A 15608-nucleotide genomic window follows, 5' to 3' on the forward strand; every position below is an offset into this window, starting at 1 on the left:
CGCCAGAAAAGGTATAGCCACCGGCCCGTTACAGACGCGACACGCCACCTGACACAATGAACTTCATCACGTCGCTGCTTGGCAGATCCAGATATACCACGTTGCGCTTAGGCACCACGAAGAGCTCACCCGAAAAATTGTAAGAGTGTGGGAAATACACGGCTACGCGGTCTTCTACATTCACTAAGCTTAAAGCATCCTGCGTTACAAAACCGAATTTAAGGTTATCAGAGTCTTCCGACATCTTCACCATCACCGGTTTGTTGAACTTTTGGTTGTCGCCCACGAATGCGTCGAACAGATCCTTGATGCTGGAGTAGACAATGCCCACCAGCGGCACTTTGTTGAACCAGCGACCCGTGATGACAATGAATGGCTTTACAAAGAAAGAAGAACTAATAAATCCGATCAAGGTGAGGAGCACAAACATCAGGAATATACCTAATCCGGGTATACCTAAGTCGAACATGCTATTCAGCCAGTCGATAATGGCCACAATGATCCATACCGTAATGGTGAAGGGAGCTACAATAAGTAGGCCGTTCAAAAAATAGCGTAAAATGCGTCTCATGTCTGCTGGTGCTTAAAAAAATAGGCCTTGCCGAAGCAAAGCCTAAATGTAGCTAAAAAGCCACTATTTTGTAGTATAGGGCTACACCTATACTGTTTCGAGATCAAATTTTTTGATGCTGTCGGCTACTTGCTGCATCAGCCACATCGGGGTTGAAGTGGCGCCGCATATACCTACGCTCTCCGCATTGGCAAACCACTCTTTCTCCAGTTCTTCTTCGTTCTCCACAAAGTAACTGTTCGGGTTGTGCTGCTTGCACACGCTGTAGAGTGCCTTTCCGTTAGAGCTTTTCTTACCGCTCACGAAGATGATCACATCATGCTCCACCGAGAATTTAGTCAGTTGCGGCTCCCGGTTTGATACCTGACGGCAGATGCTGTCGTTGGCGTTGAAAGCGGTGCTGTCCTGATTAGCCTGCTGAAGGCGTTCCTCGATCAGCGACTTGATATGGTAAAAGCCTTTGGTGCTTTTGGTTGTCTGGCTGAAGAGGGTCACCGGACGGGTAAAGTCGATCTTGTCGAGGTCTTCTTCCGTCGTCACGATAATGGCCTCATCGCCTGTCTGGCCCGCCAGTCCGATCACCTCAGCGTGCCCCACCTGACCGTAGATCACGATTTGCCCGCCTTTGGGTTTATCGGCGTCAAAGGCGTGCTTTACACGGTTCTGGAGCTTGAGCACCACCGGGCAAGAGGCATCGATCAGTTCGATATTATTTTCAAGAGCTGTCTTGTAGGTCTCTGGCGGTTCGCCATGGGCTCTGATCAGCACTTTGGTGTCGCGTAGTTCTTTGAGCTGCTCCCGGTCGATGATGCGGAGGCCTTTTTCATAAAGCCGCTTCACTTCCATGCTGTTGTGCACGATATCGCCCAAACAATAGAGTTCTTCGCAGTTCTCCATTTCATCCTCCGCCATCTGAATGGCGAATTCCACACCGAAGCAATAACCGGAATTTTTGTCTATCGTTACGTTCATCTCTTCTTTCCTCTATTCCTGTAAAGCATAATCACCGTTGAAGATACGGGAAGTTACCTTATTAAGCACAAACTCTACCTGCTCATCGATGGTCATGTGCGAAGTATCCAGCAAAAAGGCATCGTCGGCACGGCGCAGCGGACTCTCGGCTCTGGTCGAGTCGATCAGGTCGCGCTTTAGCAGGTTTTCCTTTATCTCACCAAGGTTGATCAGCTGCTTTTTCTCCAGCAGTTCATCCTGACGACGGCGTGCACGGGTGTCCACGTCGGCTGTCATAAAAATCTTCACTTCTGCATCCGGAAACACAGCCGTCCCAATGTCACGACCGTCCATCACCACACCACGCTTTCTGCCCATCTTCTGCTGCTGGGCCACCATAGCACGGCGCACTTCTTTTACGACGCTCACCTCGCTCACTTGATTGGAGATGTACATCCTGCGGATCTCGTCCTCTACGTTCAGCCCATTAAGAAATACTTCGTTTCTTTTGGCCTTTGGGTTATAATGAAACGTGATATCTATTTTATCCAGTGCGTCCTTCACCTCCTTGGGGTTGGTGAGGCTTACGTGGTGTTCCAGAAAATAAAGCGTAACCGCCCGATACATAGCACCGGTATCGATGTAAGCGTAGCCCAGTTCGGCAGCCACCAGTTTGGCCGTTGTACTTTTACCGCACGAGGAGTAGCCATCTATGGCGATTACAATTTTTTTCATGGTAAGCTCTCAGAAATTAGTTCGAATCACAAGGGCAGGGCACATTGCCTTTCTTGCTCTTTTTCATGTAGGAGGCCGTCTTTTTCTGCTGTGGTGTTTTAGCTGTGCAACCCGCCAGAGTGCCGGAGGACAAAACACATGCAACGATCAGGTATGAAATTATCTTTCTCAAAACGACTTAATTTAACGCAAATATAAAGTAATTTACGGGTTCAATCCCCATCAGCGGGCATTTTATATCAACAAGACAGTCCTACCCATGCATAGCTCCTATACCGTCAGCGGACGCATCATCGACCTGCACCAGCAAGAGATTTTTGAGGGAACAGTCCATGTGTCAAACGGCCGCATTTCTAAAATAGTTCGTGAAGCCACTGCCTCTTCCAGTTATATTTTGCCGGGCTTTGTGGACGCCCACGTGCACGTGGAAAGCTCCATGCTCGTACCCTCGGAGTTTGCCCGGCTGGCCGTGCCGCACGGCACTGTGGCCACCGTATCGGACCCGCACGAGATCGGCAATGTGCTGGGTATAGCCGGTGTGGAGTATATGGTGGAGAACGGGAAGAAGGTGCCGTTTAAGTTCTATTTCGGAGCTCCCTCCTGCGTACCTGCCACCCCTTTTGAAACAGCCGGTGCCGAAATAACGGCCGCCGACATCGAAACATTGTTTCAGCGCGACGAGATCAAGTACCTGGCTGAGATGATGAACTGGCCCGGCGTGCTGCACCGCGACCCGGTGGTGATGGAGAAGATCGAACTGGCCAAGAAGTATGGCAAGGCCGTGGATGGTCACGCTCCCGGACTGCGCGGCGAGCAGGCGGCGCTATACGCATCAGCCGGTATCACCACCGACCACGAATGCTTCACCGCAGAAGAGGCGCTCGACAAACTCGCCGTCGGCATGAAGATCCTGATCCGGGAAGGCAGTGCCGCTAAAAATTTTGAGGCGCTTATACCTTTGCTTGCCACCCATCCGGACAGCATCATGTTCTGCTCCGACGACAAGCACCCCGATAACCTCGTGGAAGGCCACCTGAACCTGCTCGTAAAGCGGGCGCTGACCAAAGGCCATAACCTGTTCCATGTGCTGCGTGCCGCCTGCCTCAACCCAGTCGAGCATTACAAGCTCGAAGTCGGCCTGCTACGCGAAAACGATCCGGCTGACTTTATTGTGGTGAATAACCTCGAGGACTTTGCTGTGGAAGCAACCTACATTAACGGTGAATTGGTGGCGGAGAAGGGCAAATCGAAAATCGCCTTCACCCCTAGTAAAGAAATCAACAACTTCAACACTGAACCAAAGACGCCGGAGCAATTTAAGTTAGCGGCCGACAGCGCCAGCAAGATCCGGGTGATCGAGGCTTTTGACGGGCAACTGATCACGCACCAGGTATGGGCTGAGCCGAAAACAGAAGCCGGGCATATTGTTTCCGATGTGGCGCAGGATGTGCTGAAGATCACGGTTGTAAATCGCTACGAGAATACTGAACCGGCCGTGGCTTTCATCAAGAACGTAGGTATAGAGCGTGGTGCCATTGCCTCCTCGGTAGGGCACGACTCACACAACATCATTGCCGTGGGTGTGGATGACGAAAGCATTGCCCGCGCCGTGAATCTGATCATTAGTGCCAAAGGCGGTGTAGCCGCTGTGGACGGCGACAACGAACAGCTACTGCCGCTGCCGGTGGCAGGCATTATGTCAGCGGCTGATGGTTACGAGGTGGCCAATGCTTACTCGTCCATCGACCGCATGAGCAAAGAGATGGGCAGCAAACTGGCCTCCCCTTTCATGACGCTCTCGTTTATGGCATTGCTCGTTATACCTTCGCTCAAGCTCAGCGACAAAGGATTGTTTAACGGTGATGACTTTAAATTCGTACCTGTAGCTGAATAGTATACCTTGCCGCACAAGGTATGATACCACGGCCCTGCGGGGCTTCGCAAATGGAGGAATTTATCATCTTTCTGGTCGGTGCGCTCGTGAGCGGGTTTGGCACCATTATCGGTTTCGGGGGAGGCGTGTTTATGGTGCCGATCCTGATCATCTTTTTCGGGTATAACATCGAGATCGCTATCGGGGCCACTATGTCGGCACTTGTGCCAGCTTCCATCATTGCCTCCGTCTTCAACCTCCGCGACCGCAGCATCGACTACCTGGTGGGCTCGCTCATTCAGTTTCCGGCGGTGGTGGGCACGGTTCTGGGTGCCTTTATGGTGGCTTTTCTGCCAGTTACGGAGTTACAGGTGATTTTTGCACTCTTTGTAGTGACGGTAGGAATCTTTATGGTGAAGCCTCAGCAAAAAGAAAAGCAGATTCGCCACTCTGGCATGATGTACCGAATACGCCGCGTGCCGACTTCCTTCATCCGAAAGAACAGGGCCAAACACCTGGCTTACCGGCTCAATGGCGGCGTTGTAGGGGTTTTTGGCTTTGCTTCAGGTATAATAGCCGGCCTTTTCGGTATAGGGGGCGGCTTCCTGCAGACTCCCATGATGATCAAACTGTTCCGGATACCGCCTCAGATCGCCACCTCTACCTCCCTTTTCATTCTGGTCATCACGAGCTTCACCGGCTTTATCAGCCACTACCTGCTAGGCAACGTGATCTGGAGCCGCAGCCTGCCACTCATGGCAGCCTTTGCCCTTGGGGCCATCGGCGGAAACATGCTCAAGAAGCGACAGGGCAAAATGCAGGATATCGAAAAGCTGATCGGCATCGGCCTGTTGCTGGCAGGTTTAGGTGTTATTCTGAACCTGCTGATCAAATCCAATTTCGGCTTCTCGTTTTAGGTATAGCATAGCGCCCTACCCCCGAAGGTTAAGCCAATGCTACTGGCGGGGGTAGAGAGCCTCTTTACCAAGATCCTTTCAGGATAACAAAAAGTAGAATGAAACGGCCCTGCTCAATACCTCCTTAAAGCAAGAAGAGCCGATGCGCAGCCTGTGAATAGGCAAGCTCATCGGCTCTTACTTATAACTATTGCTTTTCCTAAGCCTCCTGCTTCGCGGAGCTAAAGTGCTTGTCAATCAGATTCTTTACTTTATCTGCCGTAAGCGGCTTTGTCAGATATTCTGCCGAATACTTCTGAGCTGCATCCGTATCCTGTGGATGGGTAGAGGTAGTCAGTACGGCTAGTATGATGTTCTTTCTGAACTCCGGGTTCAACCGCTCATACAGGTCCAGCATTTCAAATCCATCCATCACCGGCATGCTGATATCCAGGAATATCAGTTCCGGCTGAAAATAATTCCCATCCGCCTGCTCGTAATTGTTGTTACTTACATTGTACAGATAGTCAAATGCCTGCTTGCCGTTCACAAACGTGCGTATGTTATCTGTCACCTGCATTCGCTCTAACAAACGCTGGTTCAGGAAATTCGTGGTGTCGTCGTCGTCAATTAGTAGAACGCCTGATAATTTTTTCATAAATACACTATACCCAGCCTGTAATAATACGCAAGCTGTCTATTCCAAGCTGACGTTTCTGAGAAGAAGAAATAATACGGTACCTAAGGCTATGTATTTACCGCAGCACAAGGTACACAATTGAAAGCCTGAAACAAATTCTAGGCTTCCAATTTCGTTATAACCAAGGTGTTTAGTCAATGTAGCCCTGCGAACGCATCCAGTCGTCGTTGTAGATCTTGCCCAGATAGCGGGTGCCATGATCTGGCAGCAACACAACGATAACATCATCCTCAGTCAGATTGTTCTCACGAGCGTACTCCAATGCTCCGTACACGGCTGTACCGCTAGACCAGCCTACAAACAGACCTTCTTCTTTGGCCAGGCGACGGGTCATCACTGCACCGTCCTTGTCGGTCACCTTCACAAAGGTATCTATTACATCAAAGTCCACATTCTTGGGCAGGATGTCTTCGCCTATACCTTCGGTGGCGTAAGAATAGATCTCGTTCTCATCGAAAATGCCAGTTTCTTTATACTTCTTGAAAACCGAACCATACGTATCTATACCTACAGTAGTCAACTCTGGCTTACGCTCCTTCAGGTAACGCGAAATACCAGTAACGGTACCGCCTGTGCCTACACCTGTGATGAAGTGCGTCACTTTACCTTCCGTCTGTTCCCAGATCTCAGGACCAGTGCTTTCATAGTGCGCTCTCCAATTAGAGAGATTGTCGTACTGGTTTGGGTAGAAGGAGTTAGGAATCTCTTCATTGAGGCGCTTGGCCACTGAATAGTACGAATCCGGATGGTCAGGTGCCACATTGGTAGGGCACACCCTTACCTCGGCGCCAACGGCACGCAGAATGTCCATTTTCTCCTTGCTCTGCTTGTCGGCCAGCGTAAAGATGCACTTGTAGCCTTTGGCGATCGCCGCCAGCGCCAGGCCCATGCCTGTATTGCCGGAAGTACCTTCTATGATGGTCCCTCCTGGCTTCAGGATACCGGCTTTCTCAGCGTCTTCGATCATTCTGATCGCCATGCGGTCTTTCACAGAGTTACCAGGGTTCATGTACTCTACTTTGGCCAGCACTGTAGCCTTAATGCCGTCGGTTACGTTGTTAAGCTTTACTAAGGGAGTGTTACCGATCGCCTCGGTTATATGATTCAGGTATTTCATTTAGCTGCTTTTTTGAGATACGGGTGCAAAGGTACGTAATTATAATTATAGTTGACAGGCTTAGCCGTCTGCCTTTCGTACAACAGCAGGCATACCTGTTCCCGTTCCGCCGGGCTGATTTTGAGCCTATATTAGGTTTAACTATTTTTTGGAAGGGCCACAAAAAAGGCTATTTTTGCACTACCTTATTTTAGACCATCATTCATCAACTTAATAAGATACACATGAGTGTTTTAGTAAATAAAGATTCGAAAGTGATCGTGCAGGGCTTTACCGGCTCAGAAGGCTCGTTCCACGCCTCTCAGATGATCGAGTACGGCACCAACGTAGTGGGTGGTGTTACACCGGGCAAGGGTGGCAACAATCACCTCGACCTGCCTGTTTTCAACACAGTGGAAGAAGCTGTAAAGAGAACCGGTGCTGATGTTTCTATCATTTTCGTGCCACCGGCTTTCGCTGCTGACGCGATCATGGAAGCAGCTGACGCGGGCATCAAAGTAATCGTTGCGATCACAGAAGGCATTCCTGTAAAAGACATGGTGATGGCCAAAAACTACCTGAAAGGCAAAGACGTGACCTTAATCGGTCCTAACTGCCCGGGTGTGATCACGCCAGGTGAGGCGAAAGTTGGTATTATGCCAGGTTTCGTGTTCAAGCCGGGCCGTATCGGTATCGTGTCTAAGTCTGGTACCTTGACGTACGAAGCTGCTGACCAGATTGTGAAGGCTGGCCTTGGTGTTTCTACTGCCATCGGTATCGGTGGTGACCCGATCATCGGAACACCAACCAAAGACGCGGTACAGCTGCTGATGGAAGACCCTGAGACAGACGCGATCGTAATGATTGGTGAGATCGGTGGTAACTACGAGGCCATGGCTGCGAAGTACATCAGCGAGACCGGTAACAAGAAGCCGGTTGTTGGTTTCATCGCTGGTCAGACTGCTCCTGCTGGTCGCCGTATGGGCCACGCAGGCGCGATTGTTGGTGGTGCTGACGATACAGCTGCCGCTAAAATGAAGATCATGCGTGAGAACGGTATCCACGTGGTAGACTCTCCTGCTGAGATCGGCGCTACGATGGTGCAGGTGCTGCAGGATGCAGGTATGATCAACGCTTAATTTGATTTGCTATACCTGCTTACAGGTATAAGTTATAAAAACGGGCTGCTTCGCAAGAAGCAGCCCGTTTTGTTTTAACTCCCAAACTTACTTCACTTCAATCACCTGCTGTTTTTTCCTGCTTCTGATTTCATCCGGTATAGCAGCTACTATTTCTTTTTGCAAAGCTTCAATCAGCTTCTTCTTCAGAAAACTGCGGTGCACAACCAGACTCACCTCCCGCTGTGGCTGGGGCTCCTGAAAGGTATGAACCAGCGCCTGTTTCTCTTCAGGTATATCCAGCACCGACAGCTCTGGCAGCAAGGTAAGGCCACGTTGAGTTTCTACAATCCGCTTAAGGGTTTCCAGCGATCCACTTTTGTAATCCAGATGTCCTGCACCGCTTAGGCCGCTCCCAGACCGGTTGCAGATGTTGAGCACCTGACTCCGGAAACAGTGCCCTTCGTTCAGCACCCACAGCTCGTCCAGATCAAGTTGCTCCGGACTGATGGATTTGCTTTGGGCCAGCGGATGGGCTGGGTTAATGTAAGCTACAAAAGCCTCGTAGAACAAGGGCAGCTCTTTGATGGACTTATCCTCCAGCGGCGTCACCAGCAGTCCTACATCCAGCAACTCATAATTCAGCTTCTGCACGATCTCCTCCGTCAGCAGCTCCTGCACCACCAGCCGCACATCCGGGTACTTCTCCATAAAGCTGGTCACGAACAGCGGGATCAGGTAGGGAGCCAGGGTTGGTATCACGCCCACCCGTAGCTCGCCGCTCAGCTCCTGCTTTTGATTCTGCACAATCTCCTTGATCTTCTTCGCCTCTGCCACCACGATACGGGCTTGGGCTATGACCTCCTTGCCCAGCTCGGTCGGGCGCACCGGCACTCTGCTTCTGTCAAACAGCTGCACCCCTAGCTCCTCCTCCAGCTTTTGCAGCTGCATGCTCAGGGTGGGTTGCGTTACAAAGCAATGCTCCGCTGCTGTGGCAAAATGGCGGTGGGTATCTACTGCTATTAAGTACTCTAATTGTACCAGTGTCATATCATCAATCGTATAGTAAAGAAGCTCTTAATACTAACGGTATATCCAAACCGCACAGGCAAGTACGAGCCACTTTTGCTTTCGCCCTGCAAAGTTATAGACTATTACTATATAGCCATAAACAAAATTGATTTGATTTATAACCTTGACTCAGGCATCTTTGTATATACAAACAACACAAATAAAAAGACTATGAATAAGCTGACGAATATTGGATTAGAAAAACAAGATTCAGTAGAGATAGCCGATAAGCTAAACGAACTGCTGGCTAACTACCACATCTATTACCAGAACCTGCGCGGTTTCCACTGGAATATCAAGGGTATACACTTCTTCCAACTGCATACCAAGTACGAGGAGCTGTACAACAGCGCTTTGGCTAGAATCGATGCCCTGGCGGAGCGTATCCTGACCATTGGTCAGAAGCCTTTGCATACCTTCTCCGATTACCTGCGTGTGTCGAGCATACAGGAAACTTCGAACCTGAGCGGTGACCGTGAAACAGTAGAAGCCACACACCAGAACCTGTCCGTGATCGTGAACCTGGAGCGTGATATTCTGGCCCTGGCTGCTGAGCGCGACGATGAAGGTACGGTAGCCCTTGTCAGTGAAGATATCAACGAAAATGAAAAGACGCTTTGGATGCTGAAGGCATTCCTGAGCTAAGGATAATAAGTGACGATTGGTTTTAGTTTAATGCAAAAGCCGCCTGCTACAATTGTAACAGGCGGCTTTTTGTTTATACCTAGGGCTATACCTTACTTGGCGTAGCTAATGGCTCTCATTTCACGAATTACCGTAATCTTGATCTGACCAGGGTACTGCATTTCCTTCTCGATCTTCTGCGAGATATCGAAAGAAAGCTGTGCGGCTTTTTCATCGCTCACGTTATCGGCGTCTACCATGATGCGGAGCTCACGGCCCGCCTGAATGGCGTAACACTGGTTCACACCGTCGAATGAAACGGCTGCGGCTTCCAGGTCTTTCAGACGCTTGATGTAAGACTCCATGATCTCACGGCGGGCACCCGGTCTTGAACCGGAGATAGCATCGCAAGCCTGAATCAGGGGAGAAATCATAGCCGTCATCTCGATCTCGTCGTGGTGAGCACCGATGGCGTTGCAGATATCCGGATGCTCCTTGTATTTCTTGGCCAGCTCCATACCGATAATAGCGTGTGGCAATTCCGGCTCGTCTGGCGTTACTTTACCAATATCGTGCAACAGACCGGCACGTTTAGCGTGCTTCACGTTCAGGCCAAGTTCTGCCGCCATGGTGGCACACAGATTAGCTACCTCGCGTGAGTGCTGCAGCAGGTTCTGTCCGTAAGATGAACGGAAGCGCATGCGGCCCACCATCTTGATCAGTTCCGGATGCAGACCGTGTATACCTAAGTCGATGGCAGTACGCTCACCAATCTCCACGATCTCCTCTTCGATGTTCTTGCGGGTTTTGCCAACCACCTCCTCAATGCGGGCCGGGTGAATACGTCCGTCAGCCACCAGGCGGTGCAGCGACAGACGTGCGATCTCGCGGCGAACCGGGTCGAAACCTGAGATGATGATTGCCTCTGGGGTATCGTCTACAATGATCTCCACGCCAGTTGCGGCTTCGAGGGCGCGGATGTTACGGCCTTCACGACCGATGATCTTGCCCTTGATGTCGTCGCTTTCAATGTTGAAAACAGAAACGCAGTTCTCGATAGCGTGCTCTGCGGCTGTACGCTGTATAGTTTCTACTACAATCTTCTTGGCTTCTTTCGTAGCGGTGAGTTTGGCCTGGGCCACGATGTCCTTCACGTAAGAAGAAGCATGCGACTGGGCTTCGCTCTTCAGCGCTTCTACCATCTGCTCGCGGGCTTCGGCGGCGGTCAAGCCGGCAATCTTCTCCAGCTGCGCCACTACTTCGTTGTGCTGCTGCTCTACGTCTTCTTTGCGCTTCTTCAGCAACTCCAGTTGGTGGTCAAGGTTTTCTTTTTCCTTGTCGAGCTCCGTTTCGCGGCGCTTTACCTGCTCCATCTGCTTGGCCACGTGCTGCTCGCGCTGCTTTACCTTATTCTCGTTCTGGATAATAATGTTCTTCTTTTTGTTCGACTCTTCCTCGAACTCAGACTTCAGCTTCAGGAATTTCTCCTTCGCCTCCAACATACGGTCTTTCTTGATGCTCTCAGCATTGATTTCAGCCTCGCGGATGATGGCCTTGGCGGTCTGCCTGGCGGCTTCCTCCTGTTGCTTGTATACCTTTTGCAACAGGACACGCCCGATGTACACGCCCACTCCGAGCGCTACAATGGCGGTGATTAAAATGAATAAAATATCGGGCATAACTATAAGCTTTTATGGTTTATAAAAACTATAGCAGTACCTGCAGCAGGACAGTGAGGTGGTCTTACGGACCACACCGTAGTTAAAGAGGCCGCTTGGGAAGCCGCCTCGGAATATGTTTACTTACTTGATGATAAGAGATCGTCCAGTACGCTCAGTTGCTCTCCCACTTTGGCCAGATGGTTGTTTTTGTCATCCTCCAGTTTCAGCTTGTCCACCATGGTCTCAAACGCCACCATGGCCAGCAAATCCTGTTTATCCTGTATGCCAAACTGGTCTTTGAAAAAGCGCAGGCGCTCGTTCAAAAGTTTACCTACAACCCGTAGCCTTTCTTCTTCTTCTTCCTTCACCCGCATCGGATACTCGCGTTCTGCGATGCGAATTTTAATTGCTAATTCACCCATCCGTTGCGTTCTTTTGGTATAGGGCTACCTCGTTTCTTTGCTTCTTCACAGTGGCCAGCCGTATGTCCGGCTCCGGCTCACTGCCTCCCGCTAGTCACGCAAGTAGGCGATACACTTATCAATTTCCCTTATATATTCGTTTAACTTCAGCTTTAACTCTGTCGAATTTGCAGTGTTTCCTGCTATCGTATCTACAATCTTAACAATATTCTCTTGATTTTGAAAATTTTTTATTTGCTGTTCCTTCTCCTCTAACAGCGACTCCAGCAATTTAATTTCTTCCTGAGCGGCTACAAGCTTCTGTTGCACGTCAACATGCTTACTCAGAAGCTGGCGCACTTTGCTCTCAATGGACTGAAGCTGTTGCAGTTGTTTTTCCTTTGGCATAACTATTTGCGGATAATGGCTCCCAGCTGTTTCTCAAATTGCTGCATCAGGCGGTTCATCACGCCCTCGATCACTTTGTCGGTCAAAGTTTGCTGGCGGTCGAGCAAAGTAAAGCTCAGGGCATAGGCTTTCTTGCCTGCCTCTATCTTGTCGCCCTCATACACATCAAACACATTGACGCCTTGCAGAAGCTTGCGCTCCGTGCGCAGGGCCACCTGCTTCAGCTGCTCAAAGGTAACGGAGCGATCCACCACAAGTGACAGGTCGCGGCGCACTTCCGGGAACTTCGGCAACTCCTCAGCCACCAGTTTATCTTTGTACTTTTTGAGCAGGTAGTCCCAGTTCAGCTCAGCGTACCATACCTGCTCTTTCACGTCGACGGCTTTGGTCACGGCCGCGTCCAGCAAACCTACCTGTGCTATCACATTACCATTTTTCACATAAGCTATACCTTGGCGCATGTAGCGGCTTTGCTCAATGGCCTGCACTTCGTAGTCGGCGGCGTTGAGTTTCTGCAGCACATTCTGCACCACACTAGCCAAGTCGTGGAAAGCCACTTTCTGGGCAGGCTGCTTCCAACTTTCGGCCGTAGTGTTGCCTACCATATAAAGGGCCAGTTTGCGGCTCTCTTTGTAGCCATCCTCCAGCTGCTCGTATACCTTGCCGAGCTCGTATATTTTAAGGTCACGCTGACGGCGATTGATGTTGTAGCGCAGCACTTCCAGACCAGAGAACACCATGCTCTTGCGCAGCACGTCGAGGTCCTCACTGTTGTAGTTCAACACCTTCACCAGCCCGGCCGTCTCCGTATCTCCACCAGCGGCGTAGTACTTGGAGTTGGTGATGGAGTTGGTGATGATTTCGTGGAAACCGTTGGCTGAAATGTAATCCAGTATCGTTTTGTTGATATCCTCGGGATACGGTTTCGGGAAGCTGGCCATGTAGGTGGTGGCCATGTGCTCGCTCACCTCAATGTTGTTGAAGCCGTAGATGCGCAGGATTTCCTCCACCAGGTCCGCCTCACGCGTTACGTCCACCTTGAAAGGCGGCACCGACACATGCAGCTTCTCCTCCGTTTCGCCTGTAATTTCTATACCTAAGTCCGTCAGGATAGCTTTCATGCGCTCGGCTCCAATGTGCTGACCAATCAGTGAATGGGCACGGGCAATATCGAGCGACAATTCCAGATTCTGAATCGGTTGCGGATATACGTCCACAATCTCGGAGCTAACCTCACCACCTGCCACTTCCTGTACCAGCACAGCGGCACGCTTTAGAGCGGTAATCACCATGTTCGGGTCTGTACCACGTTCGAAGCGGAAAGAAGCATCGGTCTTAAGGCCGTGTGCCATACCTGTACGGCGGATATAATCGGGTGAGAAGTAGGCGCTCTCGATGAAAATGCTGGTCGTTTCGTCTGAAACGCCGGACTCCTGTCCACCGAACACCCCACCAATCGCCATGGGCTCCTCGGCATTGCAAATCATCAGGTCATTGGCTTTGAGCTTGCGCTCTACACCATCCAAGGTCACAAATGTGCTATCCGCCTCGACAGTCTTCACGACAATCTTATTGCCTTTAATTTTATCGGCGTCGAAAGCATGCAGGGGCTGCCCCAACTCGTGCAGCACGTAGTTGGTCACGTCTACAATATTGTTAATCGGCGCAAGTTCAATGGCACGCAGGCGCTTTTGCAGCCACTCTGGTGAAGGACCTACTTTCACGCCACTTACCGTTACACCCGCATAGCGAGGACAGGCCTCTGTATTTTCAATCTCCACCTCCACAGGGCGGGAATTGTTGTTTACTTTGAAATCTTCAACAGAAGGCAAGGTATAGGGCACACGCAGCAGGGCTTTCAGATCGCGGGCTACGCCTAAGTGCGAAGCGGCATCGGCGCGATTTGGCGTCAGGCCGATCTCGAACACTTTATCAGAGCCCAGTCCGAAGTACTCAGCTGCCGGGGTACCATTCGGCAAATCCGTGTCGAGCACCATGATGCCTGCATGCGACGTGCCAACGCCAATTTCGTCTTCGGCGCAGATCATCCCTTCGGACACAGCACCACGAATTTTCGACTTCTTGATTTTGAAAGCCTCCCCGCCAGTTGGGTATAGCGTGCTGTTCACCGTCGCCACTACCACTTTCTGACCGGCAGCCACATTCGGCGCACCGCACACGATCTGGCTCGGCTCACCTGTGCCGATGTCTACAGTGGTCACACTCAGGCGGTCAGCGTCAGGATGGCGCTCACAGGTAAGCACCTCTCCGATCACGATGCCTTCAAGGCCTCCTTTTACCTGATCGAAGTTATGGATTGCTTCCACTTCCAGACCTGCCCCCGTCAGCAAGACACCTGTTTCTTCAGCGGTTTTATCGATAGAAATGAGTTGTTTCAGCCAGTCGAATGAAATCAGCATGGTTATTTCTGTTGTTCTGTAAGGTATAGCCCCGTTCGGTTGAAGCTAATTCCCAAAATTAAGGATTATTTTTTTCGTATCACGACACACGTATCAAGTATCACGACTTCTTTTAACTTGACAAAGGACCTTGTGGAACAAGACATCTCTTGATACGCTAACGCTATACCTTAAATGCTCTTTCGGATTTGCAATCCGTTTTGCTGCTGGCAGGCACGCGGATTGCAAATCCGCTAGTAAGTAGTTTCGGATTAAAAATCCGAAACAGCAGTTTGGACAGTAAATTAGAAAACCAGACTGCAAACCTGAAAAAGTGGTCTTTCCAGAAGCTCCTTTGTCTATTGTCAAAATGCCCTTTGTCAAATCCTCTTCGAAGGCATCGTGATACTTGATACGTGTGTCGTGATACGCCAAAGCCCTACTCCACCACCGGGTGCGCTTTTTCGTAGTTTTTCTCGCCGGCCTCCACCGCCACGGTCAGGCGGTTTTCTTTGGGCGGTACGGGACACACATACTCAGGATTGTATGCGCAGAAAGGGCTGTAAGCACGGTTAAAGTCGAGTGTAGCGGTTTTAGCTCCTTCTTTAAAAGGCACATCGAGGTAACGGCCGCCGCCATAGGTATCGAAGCCGTTGGTCTTGTCGGTAAAAGGCACAAACAACTTTTCCTCTTCTTCTTTTACTTTTTTGTAGAGTGTCAGACGCTGCGGCTCGCCGTGTAGGTCGAAATTGGCGATGGCGTAACGCAGGTAGGCCTCCGTGCTGCCATTCGTCATCGGCATATGCAGGGTGTCTTTTGGCTCTATGTCCTCCAGTTTCACCTTTACACGATAGTCAAGGTTGGGCTCGTAGTATACCAGGTTGCTGAAAGCACGGCGCTCGGCCTCCTCAAACGGGCTGTTGGTGCGGCTCCGGAACGACAGGTCTTTGTCTTCGCGTTCTTTCTGCAGCGGAATCAGGTAGTTATCGTCACTCATAAAAGACTCACGCACAAAATAAAAAAGTACCAGCGCGATGCCGGCTATGATAATGAGCTTAATAGGTCGTTGCATTGGGTCAGGTAATTTTGCTGCAATTTCGGAAA

Annotated in this window: 14 protein-coding genes and 1 pseudogene; 4 read left to right on the plus strand and 11 right to left on the minus strand. The window is 50.5% G+C overall.

The features are described from left to right. Positions 1-28: 28 nt before the first annotated feature. The 3 genes from AC5FXQ_RS03340 to cmk form a co-directional block, all read right to left on the minus strand. Complete coding sequence (locus AC5FXQ_RS03340; RefSeq protein WP_493601071.1) at positions 29-571, minus strand: DUF502 domain-containing protein; 543 nt, start codon at positions 569-571, stop codon at positions 29-31. Between the two features lie 87 nt (positions 572-658). After that, a complete protein-coding gene (locus AC5FXQ_RS03345) occupies positions 659-1543 on the minus strand; it encodes a 4-hydroxy-3-methylbut-2-enyl diphosphate reductase (RefSeq protein ID WP_493601072.1) in 885 nt (294 codons plus the stop codon). Between the two features lie 12 nt (positions 1544-1555). Then, a complete protein-coding gene (cmk, locus tag AC5FXQ_RS03350) occupies positions 1556-2257 on the minus strand; it encodes a (d)CMP kinase (RefSeq protein ID WP_493601073.1) in 702 nt (233 codons plus the stop codon). Positions 2258-2516: 259 nt separating this feature from the next. On the opposite strand from cmk, the gene ade reads away from it, so the two are divergent. Both ade and AC5FXQ_RS03360 read left to right on the plus strand, forming a co-directional pair. Then, positions 2517-4151 (plus strand): adenine deaminase, encoded by a 1635-nt coding sequence (ade, locus tag AC5FXQ_RS03355; protein ID WP_493601074.1) that lies wholly within the window; start codon positions 2517-2519, stop codon positions 4149-4151. Positions 4152-4171: 20 nt separating this feature from the next. Next, a complete protein-coding gene (locus AC5FXQ_RS03360) occupies positions 4172-5047 on the plus strand; it encodes a sulfite exporter TauE/SafE family protein (RefSeq protein ID WP_493601075.1) in 876 nt (291 codons plus the stop codon). Positions 5048-5246: 199 nt separating this feature from the next. Here AC5FXQ_RS03360 and AC5FXQ_RS03365 read toward each other — a convergent pair whose 3' ends face one another. Beyond that, positions 5247-5684 carry a response regulator gene (locus AC5FXQ_RS03365; RefSeq protein WP_493601076.1) on the minus strand — a complete coding sequence of 146 codons (438 nt, stop codon included), beginning with the start codon at positions 5682-5684 and terminating at the stop codon, positions 5247-5249. A gap of 175 nt (positions 5685-5859) precedes the next feature. Continuing rightward, positions 5860-6843, minus strand: a pseudogene (locus AC5FXQ_RS03370) (PLP-dependent cysteine synthase family protein); the annotation flags it as partial. A gap of 224 nt (positions 6844-7067) precedes the next feature. Between AC5FXQ_RS03370 and sucD the strand changes: the two are divergent. Next, entirely contained in the window at positions 7068-7961 is an 894-nt protein-coding gene (gene sucD, locus AC5FXQ_RS03375) for a succinate--CoA ligase subunit alpha (protein ID WP_493601077.1), read from the plus strand. An 87-nt stretch (positions 7962-8048) separates the two neighbouring features. Here the strand turns inward: sucD and AC5FXQ_RS03380 are convergent, their stop codons facing one another. Then, complete coding sequence (locus AC5FXQ_RS03380) at positions 8049-8990, minus strand: hydrogen peroxide-inducible genes activator (RefSeq protein WP_493601078.1); 942 nt, start codon at positions 8988-8990, stop codon at positions 8049-8051. Between the two features lie 192 nt (positions 8991-9182). Here AC5FXQ_RS03380 and AC5FXQ_RS03385 point away from each other — a divergent pair, with 192 nt between their 5' ends. Then, positions 9183-9656, plus strand: coding sequence for a Dps family protein (locus AC5FXQ_RS03385; protein WP_493601079.1), 474 nt, complete (start codon positions 9183-9185; stop codon positions 9654-9656). A 92-nt stretch (positions 9657-9748) separates the two neighbouring features. Here AC5FXQ_RS03385 and rny read toward each other — a convergent pair whose 3' ends face one another. The 5 genes from rny to AC5FXQ_RS03410 all read right to left on the minus strand — a co-directional run bounded on the left by rny (position 9749) and on the right by AC5FXQ_RS03410 (position 15576). Further along, positions 9749-11314, minus strand: coding sequence for a ribonuclease Y (gene rny / locus AC5FXQ_RS03390; RefSeq protein WP_493601080.1), 1566 nt, complete (start codon positions 11312-11314; stop codon positions 9749-9751). 119 nt (positions 11315-11433) lie between these two features. Continuing rightward, the gene (locus AC5FXQ_RS03395; protein WP_007659821.1) at positions 11434-11718 is read right to left on the minus strand and encodes a cell division protein ZapA; all 285 of its coding nucleotides are present in this window, start codon (positions 11716-11718) and stop codon (positions 11434-11436) included. Between the two features lie 90 nt (positions 11719-11808). Then, the gene (locus AC5FXQ_RS03400; RefSeq protein WP_493601081.1) at positions 11809-12105 is read right to left on the minus strand and encodes a hypothetical protein; all 297 of its coding nucleotides are present in this window, start codon (positions 12103-12105) and stop codon (positions 11809-11811) included. 2 nt (positions 12106-12107) lie between these two features. After that, the gene (pheT, locus tag AC5FXQ_RS03405) at positions 12108-14525 is read right to left on the minus strand and encodes a phenylalanine--tRNA ligase subunit beta (protein ID WP_493601082.1); all 2418 of its coding nucleotides are present in this window, start codon (positions 14523-14525) and stop codon (positions 12108-12110) included. Positions 14526-14943: 418 nt separating this feature from the next. Continuing rightward, positions 14944-15576, minus strand: a complete 633-nt coding sequence (locus tag AC5FXQ_RS03410) for a DUF1684 domain-containing protein (protein WP_493601083.1) — start codon at positions 15574-15576, stop codon at positions 14944-14946. Positions 15577-15608: the final 32 nt, after the last annotated feature.

This window comes from Pontibacter sp. LHS1, assembly GCF_058932855.1.